The following is a 24,461-nucleotide window of genomic DNA, read 5'->3' as shown; positions in this document are numbered from 1 at the left end:
CTGACCTCACGCCCGGACGACCGCAAGCCCCCGCGCCGCCAGCGGCGCCGTCGCGGTCTCTGGTGTATCCTTCACGACGATCAGCGCCGTGACATCTTCGAGTGGAGCTACAAGGCAAGGCGACACCGCCCCGAGTTTTTCTATTGTCGCCAGGACAACCGTCTCTGCGGCGCGGCCGATCAATGCGCGTTTGATCGCCGCTTCCTCGATATCGCCCGTCGTCAGCCCCTCCTCGGCATGCACGCCGGTGACCCCGAGGAACAGGAGGTCGGCTCGAATGCGCGCGATCGCTTCGATTGCCAGCGCCCCGACGGCGACCATCGAATGCCGGAACAGTTTTCCGCCGATCAGCACGACCTCGGCGTCATGCCCTTCCAATGCGACGGCGATCTCCGGACTATGAGTGACTGCCGTGAAGCGGAGGTCGCGTGGTATGTGGCGAACGATTTCAAGATTGGTGGTGCCTCCGTCGAAAATGACTGTTCGACCGGAACTCGATTCTTTCAGCTGCCTTGCGCCCAAGCATGGTCTTGGCCTCGACGGCCATGCCCCTGCGGATGGGCAGCGCGGCTATTGTCGGCGAAGCCGGCAGTGCGCCGCCATGCACGCGCTGCAACAGGCCTTCAGCCGCGAGTTCGCGCAGGTCGCGCCGGATCGTGTCCTCGGAAATCGCCAGATCCCGGCTCAGGCGTTTGGCCACCACCTCGCCGTCACGCTCCAGAAGCTCGAGGATCAGACGCTTGCGTTGGCTGGTCAGCATTTTCTGCCTATCTGCGTTTCATGATATTGCACGAAATTGCACGAATATGTATGAAAAAACTCTTCATTCGTGCACAATCAGGACTTCTCATGACAGAACGTGGAAAATCAATGCTGATCCTCATTGCCGGCCCTTATCGCTCGGGGACCAACGACGACCCCGACAAGATGGCCGCCAATCTGGATCGCCTGGAAAGCGTCGCGGTACCGCTGTTCCGGGCCGGCCACATCCCGATGATCGGGGAATGGGTGGCGCTGCCGCTCGGAAAACAGGCCGGATCGACCGGTGTCTCCGACCCGATTTATGATGAATTTGCCTATCCCGTCGCCGAACGCCTGCTGCGCCGTTGCGATGCGGTCCTGCGTCTGCCCGGCGCCTCGAAGGGCGCCGACGAAGACGTGCGCCTGGCGCGCGAGCGCGGCCTGCCGGTGTATTTCGATCTCTCCGAAGTGCCCTCCGCCGCTTGAAGCGTCCCGGCAAAACACCGTCGTGGATGCGCGGTTTCGCTTCAACCGATTTGGTTTCAGACACTGCGCATTCTTCGCTTGAAGCGTATTGTGCAACGCGATAGGCCCTTGCCACCACATCAGATTGGAGTGAGGCCGTGAGCGCTGAGAAGACCAGAACCGAAACCGATACGTTCGGCCCGATCGAAGTGGCCGGCGATCGCTACTGGGGCGCGCAGGCGCAGCGTTCGCTCGGCAATTTCAAGATCGGCTGGGAGAAGCAGCCGCTTTCGGTGGTGAGGGCACTCGGCATCGTCAAGCGCGCCGCGGCGGAGGCCAACATGGAGTTGGGTCGCCTCGATCCTGCACTCGGCAAGACCATCATCGAAGCTGCGCAGGAAGTGATCGACGGCAAGCTCAACGATCATTTCCCGCTCGTCGTCTGGCAGACGGGTTCGGGCACGCAGTCCAACATGAACGCCAACGAGGTGATCTCGAACCGGGCGATCGAATTGCTCGGCGGCACGATGGGCTCGAAGAAGCCGGTGCATCCGAACGATCACGTCAATATGAGCCAGTCGTCCAACGACACCTATCCGACGGCCATGCACATCGCTTGCGCCGAACGCATCGTGCACGACCTTCTGCCGGCCCTGAAGCATCTGCACGCCGCGCTCGATGCCAAGGCCAAGGCCTTTGACCACATCGTCAAGATCGGCCGCACCCATACGCAGGACGCCACGCCGCTGACGCTCGGCCAGGAGTTCGGCGGCTACGCCGCGCAGGTCGCCTCCTCCATCAAGCGCATCGAACTGACCCTGCCCGGTCTGCAGGAGCTTGCGCAGGGTGGCACTGCCGTCGGCACCGGCCTCAACGCCCCGATCGGTTTCGCCGAAAAGGTCGCGGCAAACATCGCCAGTATCACCGGCATCGCCTTCACCTCGGCTCCGAACAAGTTCGAGGCACTCGCCGCCCACGATTCCATGGTGTTCTCGCACGGCGCCATCAACGCGACGGCGGCCGCGCTGTTCAAGATCGCCAACGACATCCGTTTCCTCGGGTCGGGCCCGCGCTCGGGTCTGGGCGAACTGTCCTTGCCGGAAAATGAGCCGGGCTCCTCGATCATGCCCGGCAAGGTCAATCCGACCCAGTGTGAAGCGCTGACACAGGTCTGCGTGCAGGTGTTCGGTAACAACGCAGCCCTCACCTTCGCCGGCAGCCAGGGCCACTTCGAGCTGAACGTCTACAATCCGCTGATGGCCTACAACTTCCTGCAGTCGGTGCAGCTGCTGTCCGATGCCGCGGTCTCGTTCACCGACAATTGCGTGATCGGCATCGAGGCGCGCGAGGACAACATCAAGGCCGCACTCGAACGCTCGCTCATGCTGGTCACAGCCCTGGCGCCGACGATCGGCTACGACAATGCCGCCAAGATCGCCAAGACCGCGCACAAGAACGGCACCACGCTGCGCGAAGAGGCCGTCGGCGGCGGCTATGTCAGCGACGCCGACTTCGACCGCCTGGTCAAGCCGGAAGACATGACGCATCCCGGATAGAACAGGCAACGCCGCAAACCTGTGAACGATGTGTTGCCGGACAACCGTCTTTAGTGAACGCTGAAATTGCGTTACGTTGATGGTGTTGCGTTCCTGGGGGGACGCTTGCCACTGGAGGGTACATTGTCCGTCAACTCATCCGCCACTTCCGGCGTTACCTCAAATGCTTCGGCCGTCATTCTCGTCAGCCGTATTTTCCTGTCCATCCTGTTCATCCTGGCCGGTTACGCCAAGCTGACCGATCTGGCCGGCACCGCTGGCTTCTTTGGCAGCCTCGGCCTGCCGGTTCCATCTGTCACCGCCGTCGTGGTCGGTCTGGTGGAACTCGTTGGCGGCCTAGCCGTTCTGGTCGGCTTCCAGACCCGCATCGCGGCGATTGTCCTTGCCATCTTCGTTCTCGGCGCAACGGCAGCCGCGCATCTCGATTTCTCGCAGCCGCTCAATCCACTGATGCTGCAGAAGAACCTCGCCATCACCGGCGGCTTCCTGCTGCTGGCCCTGATTGGCGCAGGCGCCTATTCGATCGACGGCCGCCGCGGCTGATCGACCTGCAAGACGCAAATCGAAGGGCGCGGATGATTTCCGCGCCCTTTTTTCGTTGTTGATGTCTCCACACCCGCAACCGATGTAAACTGCATCGACGGCATCTCTGATGGGAGGCACGACATGCGAGCCGATCTTCTGCTGCTTCTGTCCCGGCTTTTGCTGGCGGCCTTGTTTGTACCTGCCGGCATCCAGACGCTTGGCGACATTGGTGGTGCAACGAATTATTTCACCGGTCTGGGCCTGCCCTCGCCGCAGCTTGCTGCCTGGGGCGTCGGCCTGTTCGAACTGATTGCCGGACTTGCCATCCTGGCCGGTTTCCGGACCCGTATCACCGCCGCGTTGCTCGGCGCGTTCTGTCTGGTCGCCGGTTATCTTGGCCACTATGGCCAGGGTGATGATCCCACACTCGCTTTCCTGCACACACAGATGCTGATGAAGGATATCGCCATTGCAGGCGGCTTCCTGGCACTCGCCGTCGCGGGTGCCGGTGGTTATTCGATGGACGCCCTGAAGCGTTAGACGCGCCTACTTCGCGCTCACGCTCGGGCCGCCATCCACCGCCAGGAAAAGCCGCCGGTTGGTGATCTTTGCGAGTTGTGCCAGGCGCCCCGCCGGACGCTCTCCGTAGAGGCCGGCAAGGTCAGCCGGGATGACCAGCGCGAGCGCGCCATTGCCGCGGCTTTCCCAGCGTAGGCGCGGCATCACGCCAGGCATCGACGCCGTAAGCAGGTAGACGACACGCATCATGCCGGCCAGAATACGGGCCCGCTCCAGGTAGCGTGGCGTTGCCAGTGCTTTGATCTCCGGAGCGATGCTCTCGTTGAACACGCCGTCATGGCGATAGGCATTGGCCAGGGCGAGGAATGCACGGCCTGGATGGTCGACGCCGATGAAGGAAGCGTGTGCAATGATGTTGAGCGATTGACGGCCGCGATATTCCGGGTGCGCGCGCCAGCCGATATCGGCGAGCAGGCAGGCGGCGCGGCGATAGCGGGCCTCATCAGCGGTTTCTTCGATTCCGAACGCCTCGAACGCCTTGCCGGTCCAATCGACCAGCTCATGCGCGTGGGTGACCGAACGCGAACGCAGCCGGGCCAGTTCCTCGGCCGCCGAGATCAGCGGATCTGCCTTGCGCTCACTCTCGTCGAGCAGCGAATAGAGATAGCCTTCGCGCACGCCGATCGCCGACACGACGATCTTGGATGGCTGCATCGCGCCGAGGATTTCCTGCAGCACGACCGCGCCGTAAGGTAGCAGCGACCGGCGGTTCTTCGACACGCCCTCTATGCCTTTGACCTTTTCCACGTCACCCTTGCCGACCTGCTTGAGAAAGGCCAGCGCACTCTCCACGCCGATCTCATAGTGATGCATGACACCGAGCGGATAGTTGTTCATCTCCATGTGGAGACGCGCCAGGTTTCGCCATGTACCGCCAACAGCGTAGAAGGCCCTGCCCTGGCCGACCTTGAGCAGCTTGGCCTTGGCCAGTTGCGTCTTGGCAATGCGGGTCGCTTGCGCCAGAGAGTTCTTGGCCATGTCCTGCAACCGCAGGCCGCCAAGCGGCAGTGTGATGCCGTCGCCGATGACTTCCCCGTTGATGTCGATCAGCTCCAGGCTTCCGCCACCAAGGTCGCCCGCGATGCCATTGGCCGGATGGAAACCGGAAATGACGCCGAGCGCCGAATAGTATGCTTCCTGGCGACCGCTCAGCACATGGATTTCGGTGCCAAGGACCTGTTCGGCGCGATGGATGAAATCGGGTCCGTTGACAGCCTCGCGCGCCGCGGCGGTGGCCAGCACATACATGCGTTCCGCACCGGCCTGTTCGGACAAGGCCCGAAACCGACGGAATTCCTCCATCGAGCGCGTGACCGCTTCAGGATCCAGCTTGCCCGTCGAAACGATGCCACGGCCGAGACCGGCCAGCATCTTCTCGTTGAAAAGCACGGTCGGCGAGCGCGCCAGCCCTTCATAGACGACAAGGCGGATCGAGTTCGAGCCGATATCGATGATCGACAGCGGGCGGCGGTCCTGCAGCCGCCCCTGGGAAGCGGCCATCATCAGCCGGCCATGTCCTTCTTGCGGCGCTTGAACTGCGCGATGCGCTTCGGCGCATGCGATTTCAAGGCATCGCCCCGTCCCGACAGGCTCGGATTGGTCATGAAATATTCCTGTGCGTTGAACGGTTCTTCGCCCTCATCGGGCACAAGGCGCCGCGAGGTACCATCGGCCAATACTTCGAAACTTTGCTGGTTGTCCATGATATTGCCCAGCATGATCTGGCCAAGGATCTGTTCATGCACAGTTGGATTGGTGATCGGCACCATGCATTCGACACGGCGGTCGAGATTGCGCGGCATCAGGTCGGCCGACGAGATGTAGACGACAGCGTCATCGGACGGCAGTCCATGTCCGTTGCCGAAGCAGTAGATGCGGCTGTGCTCGAGGAAGCGGCCGATGATCGACTTCACGCGGATGTTCTCGGAAAGTCCCGGAACCTGTGGCCTCAGGCAACAGATGCCGCGCACGACGAGATCGATTTCCACCCCCGCGCGGCTGGCGTCGTAGAGTGCGTCGATGATGGTCGGGTCGACCAGCGAGTTCATCTTCATCCAGATGCGTGCTGGCTTGCCATTGTGTGCGTGTTCGATCTCTTCCTTGATATGATCCAGGATGCGGCTGCGCAGCGTGTAGGGAGACAGCGCAAGACGCATCTCGCCGGTCGGCTCGGCGTAACCGGTGATGAAGTTGAAGATCTGCGCGACATCGCGGGCAATGCGTGCATCGGTCGTGAAGAAGGACAGATCGGTATAGATGCGCGCCGTGATCGGGTGATAGTTGCCGGTACCGAGATGCACGTAGTTGCGCAGCCGGCCGTCTTCGCGCCGCACCACCAGTGACATCTTGGCATGCGTCTTCAGTTCGAGGAAACCGAACACGACCTGCACGCCGGCCCGCTCGAGATCGCGCGCCCAGCGGATATTGGCCTCCTCGTCGAAACGCGCCTTCAATTCGACCAGCGCGGTCACCGATTTACCCGCTTCGGCGGCATCCGCGAGCGCGCGCACGATCGGGCTGTCATTGGAGGTACGATACAGCGTCTGCTTGATCGCGACGACCTCAGGGTCGGCTGCGGCCTGGCGCAGGAACTGCACGACGACGTCGAATGATTCATACGGGTGATGGACGACGATGTCCTTCTCGCGGATCGCCGCGAAACAGTCGCCACCATGTTCGCGGATACGCTCCGGAAAGCGCGGATTGTAGGGCACGAACTTCAGATCGTCGCGAGCGATGGAGACGATCTCGGATATCTGGCTGAGTGCCAGCGGTCCGGTCAGGACGCTGATCCGACTCGACGAGACGCCGAGTTCACCGGCGACGAACTCACGCAGTTCCTCGGGCATCAGGTTGTCGAACTCGATACGGATCACCGAACCGCGGCGGCGGCGCTTCAACGCCGTCTCGAACAGCCGCACGAGATCCTCGGACTCCTCCTCGACTTCGATATCGCTGTCGCGGATGATGCGGAACGTGCCGGAACCCGTGACCTCATAGCCCGGGAAAAGCTTGCCGATGTAAAGACCGACCACCGCCTCGAGTGGAATGAAGCGCACATGGCCCTTGCGATCCGGCAGGCGGATGTAGCGTTTCAGGGCCTGCGGCAAGCGCAGCAGCGCGCTCATCGTCTCGCCGTTCTTGCGATGCCGCAGCTGCAGGGCGATCGAAAAGCCGAGATTGGGAATGAATGGGAACGGGTGCGCCGGGTCGATCGACAGCGGCGTCAACACCGGGAAGACCTGCTCCTGGAAATGCTCTTCCAGCCAGATACGCTCGTCCTTGGTCAGCACGTCGCCGGCGACCGTCTCGATGCCTTCCTTGTTGAGCAGCGCCATCAGCGCCGAGAGGCTCTTCTGCTGATCCTCCTGCAGGCGCTCCACTTCACGCAGCAATTGCTCAAGCTGCTGCTCCGGCGTGCGCCCGTCCGGGCTTTTCAGCACGATGCCTTCGCGTACCTGCCCCGCAAGGCCGGCGACACGCACCATGAAGAATTCGTCCAGATTGGCGGCGGAGATCGAGAGGAAGCGAACGCGCTCGAGCAGCGGGTGGTGCGCGTTGAGCGATTCCTCCAGCACACGGCGGTTGAATTGCAGCCAGGAGAACTCGCGATTGACGAAGCGATCAGGATTTCCGCCCTCGACGCTTGCCGTTTCGACATTGATGAAGTCGGCCTGGACCGGCTTGAGCTCGTTCATGTCCGCCTTTCTCTCCAGCGAGTCACACCGGTTAACCGGCTCAATTTATCCTGTGACAGGGTTTTGCGACAGTTTCATTTCATCGAACTTGCAAAGAACACAGATATGCTTCAAACGCATGTCGTATGCGCTGAAGGAGACGATGATGGCCGGCGGTTCCATTCCCCATTTCCAGAACGATGCGGGCCATCCGGCGATCGAGATCGGCGTGCGCGAATTCATGTGTGTTGGTGCCAACCCGCCTTTTGATCACCCGCACGTCTTCCTCGATCTTGGCAGCGACGACGAGAAGGTCTGCCCGTATTGCTCGACCCTTTATCGCTATTCGGCCAAGCTGAAAGCGACCGAAACGGTGCCGCCAGGCTGCCTCTACCTCGATCGCGCCGCCTGATCTTTCCGATCGTTCGATCATGACCATGGATGCGCGGTCTCGCCCAGTCGTGATCGCCGGTGGCGGCATTGCCGGACTGACGGCCGCGCTCGCCTTCGCGCAGCGTGGCTTCACAGTCGAGATCTACGAACAGGCACCTCGCCTCGAAACCGTCGGTGCGGGTATTCAGCTTTCCCCGAACGCGACACGAATCCTGGCAAGCCTCGGCGTGCTGGAGCGGCTATTGCCGATGGCAGTCAGGCCGGAGGCCGTTGTGCTCAAGGATGCGGCCAGCCTGAAAGAACGCGCGCGCGTTCCGCTTGGAGCCTTCGCCGAACAGCGCTGGCTGGCGCCTTATCTCACCGCCCATCGCGCCGACGTGCAGGCGGCGCTGGTTGCGCAAGTGGCTGAAACAGCCGGCACTCGGCTGATCACCGGCGCGACGCTAAAGGATATCGGCACCTCCCCGGAAGGCGCTATCGGCACCTTCGAACAGGACGGAACACAGGTTCGGCCAATGGGCTCACTCCTGATCGGCGCGGATGGCGTCTGGTCGAAAGTCAGGGAGCTGCCGGGACTTGCCGGCAAAAGCCGTTTCACCGGCGAGCTCGCCTGGCGTACCACCATCGCCGCTGATAGCCCGGCCGGCAGGACTTTTGCCCTGGTGGGCGCGGCTGGCTGTGTCACCGCTTTCCTGCATTCCGGTTTTCATCTCATTGCCTATCCGGTCAGCGCAGGCACGGCCATCAACCTCGTCGCCTTTACCAGGGGCGAGCGTATCGCCGAGGGCTGGTCCGGCCACGCCGATCCGGCAATCCTGACTGGAGCGCTCAGGGGAGCGGCCCCTGCCTTGGCGAGGCTGATAGCGGAAGCGGGAACATGGCTGGCCTGGCCGCTGCATGCAGTCGACCCAAAACCGTCATGGACACTGCCGCGAGGCGTTGCCCTGATCGGCGATGCAGCACATGCCATGACACCATTTGCGGCACAGGGCGCGGGCATGGCGATCGAGGACGCAGCCACGCTTGCTGCCTGCGTTGCCGGATCTTCGCACAGCATTGCCCAGGCACTGACAAGCTGGGAGCAGCAGCGCAAGCCGCGTGTGGCCAAGGTCGCGCGACGCGGCGCACTCAACCATCTCGCCTGGCACGCGGCAGGTCCGGTAGCGCTGGCGCGAAATCTTGTCCTGAAGTCGCGCTCCGGCGAACGCCTGGCCGCCGATCTTGACTGGCTCTATGGCTGGCGGCTCCCGAATACCAGCCTCACGCATGGCGCCTGACGACGTTGGCCTATTGTCTGTTGTAGAGCTGCATCGACAGGTTTAGCGACCAGGGCAGCGGGTTCCACCAGCCAGTCCGCAGACCAGCCACTCGCAGCGCCCTCGCCGTCCAGGTGTTGCAGCCGACAAGCGCGTTGAAGGCACCTTCGGCTTCGTAAAAGCCGTCGCTGGCGCCGTAGCCGGCACCCGGAATGAATTTTGGCCGATCGGCCTGCCGCGAGAAGCTGGCGGCGATGAAATCGAGCAGCGCTGCGAACCGTTCTTCGCTGACATCATAGCCAACCACGGCGGGATGTGGTTCCGGGATGCGGCCGGCGACATCGACATGCATGACGGCCGCATCCACTGTCAGCGCCCTGAGCACCGGCAGAGGCTTCAGGTCAGACCAGGTCGGCGTCTCGAGATAGAAGGCCCGGCCACCCCAGCCAAAGATGAGATACCGCACGCCTTCCCCATTTGCGGGAATGCCGTCTTCCAAGAGGAACCGGAAACGCTCCAGCACCGCGGCATCGACCGGAATGGCGATGTCCGTATGGATCGGATTGCTGATGACATAGATGCGCCGCGTGGTTCTGCCTTCATCCGCGCCCGTTGACCAGAACGGTCGTGGAACAACCGTGCCCAACACGGCGATGACGGCAACCAGGGCCAGAATACTGAGAACAAAGCGAAAGACCCGTCTCATAGTGATGTCCCACAAAAGCCGTGTGGCGAGGCCTTTTGTCGACCCAAGCAAAAGGCCCCGCCTTGCGACGGGGCCTTTCTGGATTACCGCAGCGAGATCAGTGCAGGATCTGGCTGAGGAAGAGCTTGGTGCGCTCGTGGCGCGGATGATCGAAGAACTCGACCGGCGTGTTCTCTTCCACGATCTGGCCCTGATCCATGAAGATCACGCGGTTGGCCACCTTGCGCGCGAAGCCCATCTCGTGTGTCACGCACAGCATCGTCATGCCCTCTTCGGCAAGGCCGACCATCGTCTCCAGAACTTCCTTGATCATTTCCGGATCCAGCGCCGAGGTCGGCTCATCGAACAGCATGATGCGCGGGTTCATGCACAGTGAACGCGCGATCGCCACGCGCTGCTGCTGGCCACCCGACAGCTGGCCCGGATATTTGTGCGCCTGCTCCGGGATCTTGACGCGCTTGAGGAAGTGCATGGCGGTCTCCTCCGCCTGCTTCTTCGGGATCTTGCGCACCCAGATCGGCGCCAGCGTGCAGTTCTCCAGGATGGTCAGGTGCGGGAACAGGTTGAAGTGCTGGAACACCATGCCGACCTCGCGGCGCACCTCGTCGATCTTCTTCAGATCGTTGGTCAGTTCCTTGCCGTCGACGATGATCTTGCCCTTCTGGTGTTCTTCCAGACGGTTGATGCAACGGATCATCGTCGATTTGCCCGAGCCAGAAGGACCGCAGATGACGATGCGCTCGCCGCGCATCACCTTCAGGTTTATGTCCTTCAGCACATGGAACTCGCCATACCACTTGTGCATGCCGACGATTTCGATCGCCACGTCGGTATCCGACACATGCATCTTCTTGGTGTTGACGCTCAGCTCTTCCGCGCTGACTGCATTCTCAGAGGCCATAAGCCATTTTCCCCTTGTTGATTCTTACGCCGACCGGCTTGCGGTCAGCGCTTGTAACCGGTGTCTAGCCGGCGTTCCATGAACATAGAATAGCGGGACATGCCAAAGCAGAACAGCCAGAATACCGCCGCGGCGAAAATAAGCCCCGACGCAGGTGTCTGCGGCGATGCCCATGAAGCGTCGGAGAAATTCTGGCGCACGATCGCCAGCAGGTCGAACATCGAGATGATGTAGACGAGGCTGGTGTCCTTGAACATGCCGATGAAGGTGTTGACGATACCGGGAATGACCAGCTTCAGCGCCTGTGGCAGCACGATGAAATACATCTTCTGCCAGTAGCTCAGCCCCAGCGAATCGGCACCCTCATATTGTCCCTTCGAGATCGCCTGGAGGCCGCCGCGCACCACTTCCGCCATATAGGCCGCGGCAAACAGCGACACGCCGATCAGAGCGCGCAGGAACTTGTCGAAGGTCACACCGGCCGGCAGGAACAACGGCAGCATGACACTGGCCATGAACAGCACCGTGATCAGCGGGATGCCGCGGATCGTCTCGATGAAGACGACGCATATCATCTTGACGACCGGCATCTTCGAGCGCCGGCCAAGTGCCAGCAGGATGCCCAGCGGCAGGGAGACGACGATGCCGACAAAGGACAGCGTCAGCGTCACCATCAGGCCGCCCCACAATGGCGTCTCGACATGCGGCAGACCGAACATGCCGCCCACCAGCAGGACGAAGGCCACCACCGGCAGGACCAGGAAGAACAGCACCGCATTCAGCCCCTTGTGCGGAACACGCGGGATCAACAGCGGCGCAAGCAGCGCGACAAACAGGATGCCGACCAGGATCGGCCGCCAGCGTTCCTCCAGCGGATAGCGTCCGAACATGAACTGGCCGAACTTGGCATTGACGAAAGCCCAGCAGGCACCGGACCAGCCGTCGGGCTGGATGCCTCCCTGCGCCACGGTCGCGCAGACCGAGCGGTCGGGACCTGTCCATTGCGCCTGCACGAATGCCCAGTCGATGATCGGCGGCAGGATCATGGCGAGCAGCACCAGCCCCAGAAGGGTCAGGATGGTGTCACCAACCGAGGCAAAAAGGTTCTTGCGGACCCAGGCAACCAGCCCCCGCTCTCCCGCAGGCGCAGGCATCGCCTGCGCCATCTCGCTACGAACCCAGGAAAGATCAGTCTGTGTCATGATCTTACCTCTCCACCAATGCCATCTTGGCGTTGACCACGTTCATGATGGCCGACGTCAACAGGCTGAGACCGAGATAGACCGCCATCATGATCATGATGGGTTCAATCGCCTGGCCGGTCTGGTTGAGCACGGTGCCAGCGATGGCTGTCAGATCGGGATAACCGATCGCGATGGCCAGCGACGAATTCTTGGTCAGGTTGAGATACTGGCTGGTCAGCGGCGGAATGACGATGCGCATCGCCTGAGGAACAACGACGAGGCGAAGGATCGGACCTGAGCGCAACCCAAGCGCCCCGGCGGCTTCTGTCTGCCCCCTGCTCACGCCGCGAATGCCGGCCCGCACGATCTCGGCAATGAAGGACGCGGTGTAAAAAGAGAGCGCCAGATAAAGCGACAGGAATTCCGGCTTGACCTGGAAGCCGCCGGTCAAATTGAAGGTCGACTTCTTCGGCAGGTCGAAGGAAAGCGGAAAACCGCTGGCGGCATAGGCGAGCAATGGCAGTCCGACGATCAACGCGACCGAGGTCCAGAACACCGGGAATTGCTGGCCGGTTGCCATCTGTCGCTGGCGCGCCCTGCGCGCAACGAACCACGACATGGCGATGCCAAGTACAAAGGCCAACAGGATCAGCCACGCCCCCTCGCCCCAGACGGCGCGCGGGAAGTAGAATCCGCGACTGTTCACGTAGGAACCGAACGGCAATTCGATGCTGTCGCGCGGCAGTGGCAGCACCGACAGCACGCCGAAATACCAGAAGAAGATGACCAGCAGCGGCGGGATGTTGCGGAACACCTCGACATAGACGGTGCAGATCTTGCGGATCAGCCAGTTGTTGGAGAGCCGGCCGATACCGACCATGAAACCGATGATGGTTGCCGTGATGATCCCGGCAAGCGCGACAATCGCCGTGTTGATCAGGCCAACGAGGATGGCGCGGCCATAGGTGTTGTCCGACGAATAGGCGATGGCGCTGTCGGCGATATCGAATCCTGCGCGGCCTTTCAGAAAAGCGAAGCCGGACGCGATGCGCAAGCGCTGAAGGTTTTCGATGGTGTTGTCGACAATCCACCAGATGAGCAGGATCAACGCCAGGGCGGCTACGACCTGGACAAAGATGCTGCGTACTCTCGGGTCATTGATCAAGGAGCCGCGAGTGGGCTCCTCGCGAAGAACTTCCTGCGATGCCATGGGTCAATCCCCTGAATGAGAAACCGGGAGGCAGCATGCTGCCTCCCGGACGATGTTCTCGATCAGCGGATCGGCGGAGCGTATTGCAGGCCGCCCTTCGTCCAGAGGCCATTGAGGCCCCGCGCAATCTTGAGCGGGCTGCCGGCACCGACATTGCGCTCGAACATTTCGCCGTAGTTGCCGACGGACTTGACGATGTTGACGACCCAGTCGTTGGAGACGCCGAGATCGGTGCCGAGCTTGGTGTCGGCTTCCTGGCCGAGCACGCGCTTCACTTCAGGACCACCCGAAGCCTTCAGCTCGTCGACATTGGCCTGGGTGATGCCGAGCTCTTCTGCCTGCAGCAGCGCGAAATAGGTCCACTTGACGATGTGGTACCACTGGTCGTCACCCTGGCGTACGGCCGGTCCGAGCGGCTCCTTGGAAATGATTTCCGGAAGCACGACATGGTCGCCCGGCGAGGACAGCGTCAGGCGGATGCCGTAGAGGCCGGACTGGTCGGTGGTGTAGGCGTCGCAACGGCCGGAATCATAGGCCGCATTGGCTTCCTCGACCTTCTCGAAGACGACCGGATTGTATTCCATCTTGTTCGCCTTGAAGTAGTCGGCGAGGTTGAGTTCCGTGGTCGTGCCAGACTGCACGCACACCGCGGCGCCCGAGAGCTGGAGAGCGGAATTGACGCCCGGCAGCTTCTTGGCGTTCACCATGAAGCCCTGGCCGTCATAATAGGTGACGCCCGCGAAATTCAGGCCAAGCGCGGTGTCGCGGTTGATCGTCCAGGTTGTGTTGCGCGACAGAAGATCGATTTCGCCCGACTGCAGGGCGGTAAAACGCTCCTTGGCTGACAGCGGCGTAAACTTGACCTTGGTGCCGTCGCCGAAGACGGCAGCTGCAACCGCGCGGCAGAAATCAGCGTCCAGGCCCTTCCATTCGCCCTTGTCGTCCGGCGACGAGAAGCCCGAGAGGCCGGTATTGACGCCGCACTGGACAAAACCCTTGGCCTTGACGGCCTCCAAAGTGCTTGCGGCCGAAGCAGCGGACGCCATCAGACCCATCGTCGCCGCTGCCAGAATGCCGATTGCAATGTGTTTCATAACCCTCAGACCCTTTTTCGGTTGTTTGGGCGCATTGCCCGATTTTTTGTGCGAACCCCACCAGCCATCCCGGCCCACTTCCGGAACGCGGCTCCCTAGCCGACGCACGAGCTGTTCCCGTTCACGAAGAACATCGAAGGCGATAATTCCCGTGAGGTCAAGAAAAATGACCGAACCGTGGCGGCCAACCAGCAAATAATATCGACGCTCGAACAAAGGTTTGCTCATGGCTGCCGCATCATTCGGCAGATCGACGAAATTCAACTTCAAATTGCTCAAAAAACAGGGCGAGTTTCGCGCCGCTGGTCCATTCGAAGCGAGATGCTGGCGACCACCCGGAGGTTGCGCCGCAGGCTTGCCCGCTCTATCCCTTCCCAACCTCAGCAGGCAGCAGGATCATGGCGAAAAACAACGGCAATTGGGGCATCAACACGCGGCTCGCGCATAGCGGCAACGATCCGCGCGACTTCTTCGGCTTCGTCAATCCGCCGGTGGTGCATGCCTCCACGGTGCTCTACCCGGATGCCGCCACCATGAATTCGCGCAGCCAGAAATACACTTACGGCACGCACGGAACGCCCACTTCGGACGCGCTCGCTGCGGCCATCGACGAACTCGAGGGCTCGGCCGGCACCATCATCGTTCCATCCGGCCTGGCGGCTGTAACGGTTCCGCTGCTCGCATTCGCCTCGGCCGGAGACCACGTCCTGGTGGTCGACAGCATCTATCGGCCGACGAGGCATTTCTGCGACACCATGCTGAAGCGCATGGGTGTCGATGTGGAGTATTTCGAGCCGCGCATCGGCGCCGGCATCAAGGCGCTGTTCCGGCCGAACACCAGGATCGTGTTCACCGAGTCGCCGGCCTCAAACACCTATGAGGTGCAGGACATACCGGCGATCTCGAAGGAGGCGCGCGCCATTGGCGCGGTGGTCATGATGGACAACACCTGGGCGACGCCGCTCTATTTGCGTCCGCTCGACCACGGTGTCGACATCTCCATACACGCAGCCACCAAATATCCGGGCGGCCACTCCGACGTGCTTCTGGGCACCGTTTCGGCCAACGAGGCCTGCTGGCCAAAGCTGCTCGCAGGCTTTGATGCATTGGGTTGCTGCGCCGGCCCCAACGACGTCTACCAGGTGCTGCGCGGCCTGCGCACCATGGGTGTGCGACTGGACCATCACGGCAGGAACGCCCTGGATATCGCCACCTGGCTGGAGACGCAGGCCGGCGTGGCGCGCGTTCTCCACCCTGCCTTGCCGAGCCATCCCGACCATGCGTTGTGGAAGCGCGACTTCAGCGGTGCCAGCGGCGTCTTTTCCATTGTGCTCGCCGGTGGCGGCCAGAAGCAGGCACATGCCTTCCTCGATGCGTTGAAGATCTTCGGCCTCGGCTATTCCTGGGGTGGTTATGAAAGCCTGGCGGTGCCGGTCTTCCTCGGCGACCGCACCATAGCCAAGGGCCCTTACGAAGGCCCGCTGATCCGCTTGCAGATCGGGCTCGAGGATGTCGAGGATTTGAAGGCCGATCTGGCAGCAGGCCTGGCAGCAGCGCACAACGCCTGACACCGTCCTGGAAAATCGTGCCGCGGGGCCTCCGCACCGCACTGTTGGAGCGTTTCCGTTTGCTTTCACACAGTCCCGGACGGAAAGCCCCTGCGCACTTTTGCCGGAATTGCTCAGTCGGTTGACCGATTGGGCAGGTTGCCTGCATTCCTGAGTGCTGCGACCAGGAGGCTGGTGTGGCCAAGGATATCGGTCTGTGCCTGCGCCTGCAGGGACAGGCCGTTCCAGTTCTCGAGTGGCTCGATGAAACTTGCCAGCGCACCATTGACCCGGCAGCTGTCCACCGACTGGCCGTTCTTCGTCAGCGCCAGGATGCCGATATCGGCGTCATACCGAATGCCTGCGATACGCTGGAAGCGGTAGTCGCCCTCGACCCGGACATCGAAGGCCAGCAGGCCCGCCGTGCGCGTGGCGATATCCGTAACCTTTTCCGAAAAACTGGTCGGCAGCGCGCTGGCAGCCCGCACCGCCATTTCGAACAGGACTGTATCCAATTCCGCCGCCATGATGGGCCCACTGTGCTGCGGGCGTCGAAACAGGCAATTGGGCCACGCGCGTTTTGCACAGCGTAGCAGCGGACTAAATTAGAACAATGTAAAATTTTTCAACTGGTTAAGATGGTGAGCCGGGAGGGGATCGAACCCTCGACCACATGATTAAAAGTCACGTGCTCTACCGCTGAGCTACCGGCCCATCCTGGCTTTCTGGCCGGAACATCGCCCGGCTTTTGCCGACCGCGTTTCCGAATGCCGGTCCGCCTGAAAAGTGGGCGGAACATAGGGAGAGTGCCCCCCATGGTCAACCGGAAAAAAGCCGATTTCCAAACCACTGCGCACAACCGACTTTTTCGCAGCAATAACAACGCCCATGGGCGCCCAAATCACGTCGTCAGGGTTCGCCTGACGGCATCGTGCCAGCCTTTCAGCTTGGCTGTCCGGATTTTCGCATCCATTTCCGGCTTGAAGCGGCGGTCGAGCGACCAGGCCTTGGCGAAGTCCTTCATCTTCGGCCACACTCCGGCCTTCGAGCCGGCCAGCCAGGCAGCCCCGAGCGCCGTGGTCTCCAGGATGGTCGGGCGATCGACGGGCGCGTCGAGAAGGTCGGCGAGCCGTTGCATGGTCCACGCCGACGCCACCATGCCGCCGTCGACGCGCAGCACCGTCTTGCCGTTTCCGGTCTTCCAGTCCTTCTTCATGGCATCGAGCAGGTCGCGTGTCTGGTAGGCGACTGATTCCAGTGCCGCGCGGGCAAACTCCGCCGGGCCGGAATTGCGCGTCAGCCCGTAGATCGCCCCGCGTGCTTCGGCGTCCCAGTGCGGCGCGCCCAGCCCGACGAAGGCCGGCACCAGATAGACGTTCTGCGCATCGTCTGCCTGGGCGGCAAGTTCACCGCTGTGTTCGGCCTTGCCGATCACCTTGATGCCGTCGCGCAGCCATTGCACCGCCGCACCAGCGACGAAGATCGAGCCCTCCAGCGCATAGGTGGTCTTGCCGTTCAGGCGGTAGGCGATGGTTGTCAACAGCCGGTTCTTCGAGCGCACGATGTCCGCGCCGGTGTTGAGCAGCGCAAAACAGCCGGTGCCGTAGGTGGATTTCATCATGCCCGGCTCGAAGCAGGCCTGGCCGATGGTCGCAGCCTGCTGATCACCGGCGACGCCGAGGATCCTGATCTCGGCGCCGAAGAGATCTTTCTCCGTCACGCCAAAGTCATCGGCGCAATCCTTCACCTGCGGCAGCAGTTGCGCCGGGATGTTCAGGATGCGCAGCAACTCGTCGTCCCACGCATTGGTGGCAATGTTGTAGACCAGCGTGCGAGACGCGTTGGTGGCGTCGGTCGCGTGCACCTTGCCGCCGGTGAGCCGCCAGATCAGGAAGCTGTCGATGGTGCCGGCCAGAAGCTCGCCACGCTCGGCGCGCTTCCTCGCTCCCTTCACCTTGTCCAGCATCCAGGCGATCTTGGTGCCTGAGAAATAGGGGTCGAGCAGCAGACCGGTCTTCCTGGTGAATTTCGGTTCCAGGCCCTGCTGGCGCAATTTGGCGCAGAGTGGCGCGGTACGACGGTCCTGCCAGACGATAGCGTTGTGGATCGGTTTGCCTGTCGCCTTGTCCCAGATGACAACCGTCTCGCGCTGGTTGGTGATGCCTATGGCGGCGACGTCGGAAGCCTTGCAACCCGCCTTTTTCAGCGCAGCCTTGACGGTCTGGACGACGCTTGCCCAGATCTCTTCCGGATCATGTTCGACCCAGCCGGATGCCGGAAAATGCTGGGTGAATTCCTGCTGGCCGACGCCGGCAACCTTCATGGCACCGTCGAACAGGATCGCACGTGAGGATGTCGTGCCCTGGTCTATCGCTAACACGAAACCTGTCATCTCTTCCCCTCATCGCGATACGAGAAGGGAGACGGCATGACGCCGCCTCCCCCGACTTTGGATGCGGGCCGCTGCCCGCACCGTGTTATTTCTGCCAGCTCTTCACCAGCTCGTCATAGTTGATGGTGATCGGCTTGTCCTTCTCGGGCTCGATCTTGAGCTGCGGCGCAAGGTTGCCCTTCGAGACGGCATCCTTGTTCCAGTATTCGAGATCGTGCTCCTCGGCGAGCTTCGGACCGATGTCGCCCTGCACGCCGGCCTTTTCGAGGCGGCCCATCACCTTCTCCTGCTCGGCGCACAGCGAGTCCATCGCTTCCTGCGCGGTCTTGGCGCCGGAGGATGCGTCGCCGATTGCCTGCCACCACAGCTGTGCCAGCTTTGGATAGTCCGGCACGTTGGTGCCCGTCGGCGACCACTGCACGCGGGCCGGTGAGCGATAGAACTCGATCAGACCGCCGAGTTTCGGCGCGCGGTCCGTAAAGCTCTTGTGGTGGATGGTGCTCTCGCGGATGAAGGTGAGACCGACATGGCTCTTCTTCACGTCGACTGTCTTCGAAGTGACGAACTGCGCGTAGAGCCAGGCGGCCTTGGCGCGGTCATCGGGGGTCGACTTCATCAGCGTCCAGGAACCGACGTCCTGGTAGCCGAGTTTCATGCCGTCCTTCCAGTAGACGCCATGCGGGCTCGGAGCCATGCGCCAGTTCGGCGTGCCGTCGGCGTTCACCACCGGCAGACCGTCCTTGACCATGTCGGCGGTGAAGGCGGTGTACCAGAACATCTGCTGGGCGATGTTGCCCTGCGCCGGAACCGGACCGCTTTCGGAGAAGGTCATCCCCTGGGCTTCGGCCGGAGCATAGGCCTTCAGCCAGTCCAGATATTTCTGGATGGCGTAGACGGAAGCCGGGCCGTTGGTGTCGCCGCCGCGCGCGACGCAGGAACCGACGGGCTGCGACTTCTCGTTGACCTTGATGCCCCATTCGTCGACCGGGAGCCCGTTCGGGATGCCCTTGTCGCCATTGCCGGCCATCGACAGCCAGGCGTCGGTGAAGCGCCAGCCCAGCGACGGGTCCTTCTTGCCGTAGTCCATATGGCCGAAGACCTTCTTGCCGTCGATCTCGCGACCGTTGAAGAACTCGGCGATATCTTCGTAGGCTGACCAGTTGACTGGCACGCCGAGATCGTAACCGTACTTCGCCTTGAAGTCGGCCTTGTTCTTTTCGTCGTTGAACCAGTCGTAGCGGAACCAGTACAGGTTCGCGAACTGCTGGTCAGGCAACTGATAGAGTTTCTTGTCCGGTGCCGAGGTGAACGAGGTGCCGATGAAGTCGGCGAGGTCGAGGTTCGGATTGGTGACATCCTTGCCTTCGTTGGCCATCCAGTCGGTCAGGTTGCGCACCTGCTTGTAGCGCCAGTGCGTGCCGATCAGGTCGGAATCGTTGACCCAGCCGTCGTAGAGGTTCTGACCCGTCTGCATCTGGGTCTGGATCTTTTCGACGACGTCGCCTTCCTGGATCAGGTCGTGCGTCAGCTTGATGCCGGTGATAGCCGAAAAGGCCGGCGCCAGCACTTCCGATTCATAGGAGTGCGTGGTGATGGTTTCCGACACCACCTTGATCTCCATGCCGGCGAACGGCTTGGCGGCGTCGATGAACCACTGCATTTCCTTTTCCTGGTCGGCGCGCGAAAGCGTCGATACGTCGCCGATTTCCTTGTCCAGGAAGGCTTTCGCCTCGTCCATGCCTGCGTAGGCGTTGCCCATGCCAGCAAGCAGGGCAAGCGCGGTCGTCGATATCAGAAATTGCCGTCGCATAAGTCTCCTCCTCAATAAGTTTTAACATGCTCCGGATCGGCAGCGGACCGGCTGCCTCCCCGACGGTTTTCTCCCTCTAAACGTAGCGGAACACCGCTACGGCGTAGGCCACGGAGAGAGCGAGAGCCCACCACAGGCCGGCTCCAACGAGACCCAGCCAAGCGAGATGAATGAAGGCGCTGCCAAGCAGCGTGATGAACAGACGGTCGCCGCGCGTCGTCTCGAAACGCAGCACGCCGACGCGCGGATTTCCGCCGGGCGACGCATATTCCCACACCGCCATCAACGAGAGGATGCCGAAGATCGAGAGAAAGAACATGGCGGTCGGAAAGGTCCATGCCATCCAGCCGCCGGCAATCAGAGGCGCCCCCCAGGCGCGCGCGCCGTCCTGAACCGGGACGAATGCGGCCAGCAGCCCGGATGCGCCGAGATAGACGGCGATCACGATGATGAAGGGAACGATCCAGTTCCGGGAAACAGCCATCATACCCTCCCCAGGGCGAAGCCCTTGGCGATGTAATTGCGGACAAACCAGATCACGATCGCGCCGGGGATCAGCGTCAGCACGCCGGCGGCGGCAAGCAGACCCCAGTCCATGCCGGAGGCCGAGACCGTGCGCGTCATGACGGCAGCGATCGGCTTGGCATCGGTGGTGGTCAGCGTGCGGGCGAGCAGCAGTTCCACCCATGAGAACATGAAGCAGAAGAAGGCGGCCACGCCGATGCCGCTCGCGATCAGCGGCATGAAGATCTTGAAGAAGAAGCGCGGGAACGAATAGCCGTCGATATAGGCCGTTTCGTCGATCTCCTTCGGCACCCCGGACATGAAGCCTTCCAGGATCCACACCGCCAGCGGCACGTTGAACAGGCAGTGCGCCAGCGCCACCGCGATGTGCGTGTCGATCAGGCCGAAGGCGGAGTAGAGCTGGAAGAACGGCAGAGCGAACACGGCCGGCGGCGCCATGCGGTTGGTCAGCAGCCAGAAGAACAGGTGCTTGTCGCCAAGGAAGCGATAGCGCGAGAAGGCATAGGCCGCGGGCAAGGCAACGGCGACCGAAATCACCATGTTCATAACGACATAGGTGATGGAGTTGACGTAACCCATATACCAGGACGGATCGGTGAAGATGATGCGGTAGTTCCGCAGTGTCGGCTCGTGCGGATAGAGCGTCAGGCCGGACACGATCTCCGTGTTGGTCTTGAAGCTCATGTTGACCAGCCAATAGATCGGCAGCAGCAGGAACAGGATGTAGAGCGTGGGGATCACCCACCAGAATTTCGATTCCTCACCACGCTTGCGCATGCGCCGCGCGAGTTGTTCCTGCGAGAGACCGCTCTTCAGCGAACCGGCGGCGATTGCCGTATCGGTCGGGTTTGTCCGTTCGTTTGCGTTCGCCATGTCAGCGCTCCGCGTCGTAGTTGGTCATGACGGTGTAGAACACCCATGACAGCAGCAAAATGATCAGGAAGTAGACCAGCGACATTGCCGCCGCCGGGCCGAGGTCGAACTGGCCGAGCGCCATCTTGACCAGATCGATGGACAGGAAAGTGGTCGAGTTGCCGGGGCCGCCGCCGGTGACGACGAACGGTTCGGTGTAGATCATGAAGCTGTCCATGAAGCGCAGCAGAACCGCGATCAGCAGCACGCGCTGCATCTTCGGCAACTGGATGTAGCGGAACACGGCCCAGCGCGAAGCGCCGTCGATCTTGGCGGCCTGATAGAACGCATCCGGAATCGAGACCAGGCCGGCATAGCACAACAGCACGACGAGGCTCGTCCAGTGCCACACATCCATGATGATGACGGTGAACCAGGCGTCGAGCGGGTCTTGCACATAGTTGTAGTTGAAACCCAGCTTGTTCAGGTAATATCCGAACAGGCCGATGTCGCTGCGGCCGAACACCTGCCAGATCGTGCCGACGACGTTCCACGGAACCAGCAGCGGCAGCGCCATCAGCACCAGGCAGACCGGAACACCCCAGCCTTTCTTCGGCATATTGAGCGCGATCAGGATGCCGAGCGGCACTTCGATGGCCAGGATGATCGCAGAGAAGACGAGGTTGCGCCCCATCGCCTGCCAGAAGCGTGACGAACCGAGCAGTTCCTCGAACCATTCGGTGCCGGCCCAGAAGAACTGGTTGTTGCCGAACGTGTCCTGTACCGAATAGTTGACCACCGTCATCAGCGGGATGACGGCGGAGAAAGCCACAAGCACCAGCACCGGCAGGACGAGAAACCAGGCCTTGTTGTTCCAGGTTTTCTCCATGGTCAGGCCCTCATCTCGATGCGCCAGGAATCGGCATAGACATTGATGCCGGCCGGTTCGAAACGCAGCTTCGGTTCAGCGGGAATTTCCTCGTCTTCGCCGACGATCGCCGCGATCTCGCGGCCTTCCAGCCTGGCACGGACAACCTTGTGGCGGCCGACGTCCTCGACCTTGCTGATCGACACGCCGATGCCGACCCGACCCAGGCGCACATATTCGGGTCTGATCCCGAGCTCCATCGAGCCGCCGGTCTTCTCCGGGGCTCCGGGGAGCGTAATCGCCAGGGATCCCAGCTTGGCGGTCTTGCCCTGGACCTCGATCGGCAGCACGTTCATGCCGGGCGAACCGATAAAATAGCCGACGAAGGTGTGCTTGGGCCGTTCGAAAAGTTCGGCCGGCGTGCCGATCTGGACGATGCCGCCGTCATACATCACCACCACCTGGTCGGCGAAGGTGAGCGCTTCGGTCTGGTCGTGCGTGACGTAGACCATGGTGTAGCCGAAGCGGCGATGCAGCTGCTTGAGCTGCGAACGCAGCACCCATTTCATATGCGGATCGATGACGGTCAGCGGTTCATCGAAAAGGATGGCGTTGACATCGGAGCGCACCAGGCCGCGGCCGAGCGAAATCTTCTGCTTCTGGTCGGCGGTCAGGCCTCTCGCCTTGCGCCTGGCCCAGTCGGCGAGATCGATCATGTCGAGCGTCTCGCGCACCTTGCGGTCGATATCTGCCTCCGCAACGCCGCGATTGCGCAGCGGGAAAGCCAGATTATCGTAAACCGTCATGGTGTCGTAGATGACCGGGAACTGGAACACCTGGGCGATGTTGCGCTCCTGCGTCGACAGATTGGTCACATCGTTTCCGTCGAAAAGCAGCTTGCCGTGCGAAGGATGCAGCAGGCCGGAAATGATGTTGAGCAGCGTGGTCTTGCCGCAACCGGACGGGCCGAGCAACGCGTAGGCGCCGCCATCCTGGAAGGTGTGATGCACTTCCTTCAGCGCGAAGTCGGTGTCCTTCTGCGGATTGGGCAGATAGGAATGGCGGATATGATCGAGATCGATGCGTGCCATGCCGCGCTCCTATGCCGCCAACCGCGGCGCGCCGACCGAACGCCCGTCCGCGTCGAAGACCATGATGTGGCGGGGGTCGATGAACACCTCGACCTCGTCGTCGGTGGTGAGGTCGAGAATGCCGTGGGAAAGCATCACCCAGCGCGCATCGGCGAAGTCCAGATGCACGAAGCTCTCCGAACCGGTTATCTCGGTGATCGATACCTTGGCGCGCACCGGCACCGCCTGATCGTTCGGCCGCTGCAGTGAAAGATGATGCGGCTGGAATCCGATCGTGTAGCTGGCATCGGCAACGCCGGTGATATCCGCCGGCACGGGCAGGCTCACGCCGCCATCGAGCAGGAATCTTGCGCCGGATTTGCGCAGGACGATCGTGTTGAGCGGTGGATCGGCGAAGGTGCGGGCCGTGATCAGGTCATACGGTTTGCGGAAGACCTCGATGGTCGGACCGAACTGCGTGACCCTGCCCTCCGACAGCGTCGCCGTGTTGCCGCCGAGCAGCAGTGCTTCATGCGGCTCCGTGGTTGCGTAGACGAAGATGGTGCCGGCCTCGGCGAAAATCCTCGGCAATTCGGCACGCAGTTCCTCGCGCAGCTTGTAGTCGAGGTTGGCCAGCGGCTCGTCGAGCAGCACGAGGCTGGCATTCTTGACGATGGCGCGGGCGAGCGCGGTACGCTGCTGCTGGCCGCCGGACAGATGAAGCGGCGTGCGCTCCAGATAGGGTGTGAGTTTCAGAAGCTCCGCGGCCTGCCGCACCTCGCGATCGATCCTGGCCTTGTCGACACCGGCCACGCGCAGCGGCGAGGCGATGTTTTCATAGACCGTCATCGCCGGATAGTTGATGAACTGCTGGTAGACCATGGCGACGTTGCGCTTCTGCACCGGCACGCCGGTGACATCCTTGCCATCGAACCAGATCGAACCGGTGGTTGGGCGATCAAGACCCGCCATCAGTCGCATCAGGCTTGTCTTGCCAGACAGCGTCGGGCCCAGAAGCACATTCAGGGAGCCGTGCTGCAGCGTCAGCGATACGTCGTCGATGTGCGTTGCAGCACCCACGACCTTCGAGACGTTCCGCAATTCCAGCAT

Annotated in this window: 22 protein-coding genes, 1 tRNA gene and 1 pseudogene; 7 read left to right on the top strand and 17 right to left on the bottom strand. The window is 61.8% G+C overall.

All coding sequences use genetic code 11. From position 1 onward, the window contains the following. Positions 1–6: 6 nt before the first annotated feature. Positions 7–760 (bottom strand): annotated as a pseudogene (locus tag ACFJIU_RS09450) (DeoR/GlpR family DNA-binding transcription regulator). A 110-nt stretch (positions 761–870) separates the two neighbouring features. Between ACFJIU_RS09450 and ACFJIU_RS09445 the strand changes: the two are divergent. The 4 genes from ACFJIU_RS09445 to ACFJIU_RS09430 all read left to right on the top strand — a co-directional run bounded on the left by ACFJIU_RS09445 (position 871) and on the right by ACFJIU_RS09430 (position 3,827). After that, the gene (locus tag ACFJIU_RS09445) at positions 871–1,227 is read left to right on the top strand and encodes a DUF4406 domain-containing protein (RefSeq protein ID WP_379073027.1); all 357 of its coding nucleotides are present in this window, start codon (positions 871–873) and stop codon (positions 1,225–1,227) included. A gap of 137 nt (positions 1,228–1,364) precedes the next feature. After that, a complete protein-coding gene (gene fumC, locus ACFJIU_RS09440) occupies positions 1,365–2,762 on the top strand; it encodes a class II fumarate hydratase (RefSeq protein ID WP_379070375.1) in 1,398 nt (465 codons plus the stop codon). 123 nt (positions 2,763–2,885) lie between these two features. Beyond that, positions 2,886–3,305: a DoxX family protein gene (locus tag ACFJIU_RS09435; RefSeq protein ID WP_379070372.1), complete on the top strand. Its 420-nt coding sequence runs from the start codon at positions 2,886–2,888 to the stop codon at positions 3,303–3,305. A 123-nt stretch (positions 3,306–3,428) separates the two neighbouring features. Next, positions 3,429–3,827 carry a DoxX family protein gene (locus ACFJIU_RS09430; protein WP_379070369.1) on the top strand — a complete coding sequence of 133 codons (399 nt, stop codon included), beginning with the start codon at positions 3,429–3,431 and terminating at the stop codon, positions 3,825–3,827. A 6-nt stretch (positions 3,828–3,833) separates the two neighbouring features. Here ACFJIU_RS09430 and ppx read toward each other — a convergent pair whose 3' ends face one another. Continuing rightward, positions 3,834–5,369, bottom strand: a complete 1,536-nt coding sequence (gene ppx, locus ACFJIU_RS09425) for an exopolyphosphatase (protein ID WP_379070366.1) — start codon at positions 5,367–5,369, stop codon at positions 3,834–3,836. Next, the gene (locus ACFJIU_RS09420) at positions 5,369–7,564 is read right to left on the bottom strand and encodes an RNA degradosome polyphosphate kinase (protein WP_129414747.1); all 2,196 of its coding nucleotides are present in this window, start codon (positions 7,562–7,564) and stop codon (positions 5,369–5,371) included. The genes ppx and ACFJIU_RS09420 overlap by 1 nt, the downstream gene beginning before the upstream one ends. A gap of 145 nt (positions 7,565–7,709) precedes the next feature. Here ACFJIU_RS09420 and ACFJIU_RS09415 point away from each other — a divergent pair, with 145 nt between their 5' ends. Together ACFJIU_RS09415 and ACFJIU_RS09410 are read left to right on the top strand one after the other, a co-directional pair. Continuing rightward, positions 7,710–7,955 carry a zinc-finger domain-containing protein gene (locus tag ACFJIU_RS09415; RefSeq protein ID WP_379073026.1) on the top strand — a complete coding sequence of 82 codons (246 nt, stop codon included), beginning with the start codon at positions 7,710–7,712 and terminating at the stop codon, positions 7,953–7,955. A gap of 25 nt (positions 7,956–7,980) precedes the next feature. Further along, the gene (locus ACFJIU_RS09410; protein WP_379073024.1) at positions 7,981–9,213 is read left to right on the top strand and encodes an FAD-dependent monooxygenase; all 1,233 of its coding nucleotides are present in this window, start codon (positions 7,981–7,983) and stop codon (positions 9,211–9,213) included. 10 nt (positions 9,214–9,223) lie between these two features. Here the strand turns inward: ACFJIU_RS09410 and ACFJIU_RS09405 are convergent, their stop codons facing one another. The 5 genes from ACFJIU_RS09405 to ACFJIU_RS09385 form a co-directional block, all read right to left on the bottom strand. Beyond that, positions 9,224–9,898: a TIGR02117 family protein gene (locus ACFJIU_RS09405; protein ID WP_379070362.1), complete on the bottom strand. Its 675-nt coding sequence runs from the start codon at positions 9,896–9,898 to the stop codon at positions 9,224–9,226. A 97-nt stretch (positions 9,899–9,995) separates the two neighbouring features. Continuing rightward, positions 9,996–10,799, bottom strand: coding sequence for an amino acid ABC transporter ATP-binding protein (locus ACFJIU_RS09400; protein ID WP_129414745.1), 804 nt, complete (start codon positions 10,797–10,799; stop codon positions 9,996–9,998). A 44-nt stretch (positions 10,800–10,843) separates the two neighbouring features. Next, positions 10,844–12,001 (bottom strand): amino acid ABC transporter permease, encoded by a 1,158-nt coding sequence (locus tag ACFJIU_RS09395; protein WP_379070359.1) that lies wholly within the window; start codon positions 11,999–12,001, stop codon positions 10,844–10,846. Positions 12,002–12,005: 4 nt separating this feature from the next. Then, positions 12,006–13,193 carry an amino acid ABC transporter permease gene (locus ACFJIU_RS09390; protein WP_379070356.1) on the bottom strand — a complete coding sequence of 396 codons (1,188 nt, stop codon included), beginning with the start codon at positions 13,191–13,193 and terminating at the stop codon, positions 12,006–12,008. Positions 13,194–13,255: 62 nt separating this feature from the next. Continuing rightward, positions 13,256–14,287 carry an amino acid ABC transporter substrate-binding protein gene (locus ACFJIU_RS09385; protein WP_379070353.1) on the bottom strand — a complete coding sequence of 344 codons (1,032 nt, stop codon included), beginning with the start codon at positions 14,285–14,287 and terminating at the stop codon, positions 13,256–13,258. A 398-nt stretch (positions 14,288–14,685) separates the two neighbouring features. On the opposite strand from ACFJIU_RS09385, the gene ACFJIU_RS09380 reads away from it, so the two are divergent. Then, positions 14,686–15,855 carry a cystathionine beta-lyase gene (locus tag ACFJIU_RS09380; protein WP_379070350.1) on the top strand — a complete coding sequence of 390 codons (1,170 nt, stop codon included), beginning with the start codon at positions 14,686–14,688 and terminating at the stop codon, positions 15,853–15,855. 113 nt (positions 15,856–15,968) lie between these two features. Here ACFJIU_RS09380 and ACFJIU_RS09375 read toward each other — a convergent pair whose 3' ends face one another. From ACFJIU_RS09375 to ACFJIU_RS09335, 9 genes are all read right to left on the bottom strand, one after another. After that, positions 15,969–16,361, bottom strand: coding sequence for a hypothetical protein (locus tag ACFJIU_RS09375; RefSeq protein WP_379070347.1), 393 nt, complete (start codon positions 16,359–16,361; stop codon positions 15,969–15,971). A gap of 112 nt (positions 16,362–16,473) precedes the next feature. Further along, positions 16,474–16,548 (bottom strand) — tRNA-Lys (locus ACFJIU_RS09370). Positions 16,549–16,735: 187 nt separating this feature from the next. Then, entirely contained in the window at positions 16,736–18,226 is a 1,491-nt protein-coding gene (gene glpK, locus ACFJIU_RS09365) for a glycerol kinase GlpK (protein ID WP_379070343.1), read from the bottom strand. 85 nt (positions 18,227–18,311) lie between these two features. Further along, complete coding sequence (locus tag ACFJIU_RS09360) at positions 18,312–20,036, bottom strand: ABC transporter substrate-binding protein (RefSeq protein WP_379070340.1); 1,725 nt, start codon at positions 20,034–20,036, stop codon at positions 18,312–18,314. A gap of 76 nt (positions 20,037–20,112) precedes the next feature. Further along, complete coding sequence (locus ACFJIU_RS09355) at positions 20,113–20,520, bottom strand: DUF2160 domain-containing protein (RefSeq protein WP_379070337.1); 408 nt, start codon at positions 20,518–20,520, stop codon at positions 20,113–20,115. Then, entirely contained in the window at positions 20,520–21,434 is a 915-nt protein-coding gene (locus ACFJIU_RS09350) for a carbohydrate ABC transporter permease (protein WP_379070334.1), read from the bottom strand. Before ACFJIU_RS09350 ends, ACFJIU_RS09355 begins: the two co-directional genes overlap by 1 nt. Before the next feature lies 1 nt (position 21,435). After that, the gene (locus ACFJIU_RS09345; RefSeq protein WP_379070331.1) at positions 21,436–22,302 is read right to left on the bottom strand and encodes a carbohydrate ABC transporter permease; all 867 of its coding nucleotides are present in this window, start codon (positions 22,300–22,302) and stop codon (positions 21,436–21,438) included. Positions 22,303–22,304: 2 nt separating this feature from the next. Next, positions 22,305–23,372 (bottom strand): ABC transporter ATP-binding protein, encoded by a 1,068-nt coding sequence (locus tag ACFJIU_RS09340; protein ID WP_379070328.1) that lies wholly within the window; start codon positions 23,370–23,372, stop codon positions 22,305–22,307. Between the two features lie 9 nt (positions 23,373–23,381). Beyond that, positions 23,382–24,461 carry an ABC transporter ATP-binding protein gene (locus ACFJIU_RS09335; protein ID WP_379070325.1) on the bottom strand — a complete coding sequence of 360 codons (1,080 nt, stop codon included), beginning with the start codon at positions 24,459–24,461 and terminating at the stop codon, positions 23,382–23,384.

The sequence above is a fragment of the Mesorhizobium sp. UC74_2 genome (genome assembly GCF_042701485.1).
Classification (GTDB): domain Bacteria; phylum Pseudomonadota; class Alphaproteobacteria; order Rhizobiales; family Rhizobiaceae; genus Mesorhizobium.
This window is presented reverse-complemented; position numbering and strand designations above follow the sequence as displayed.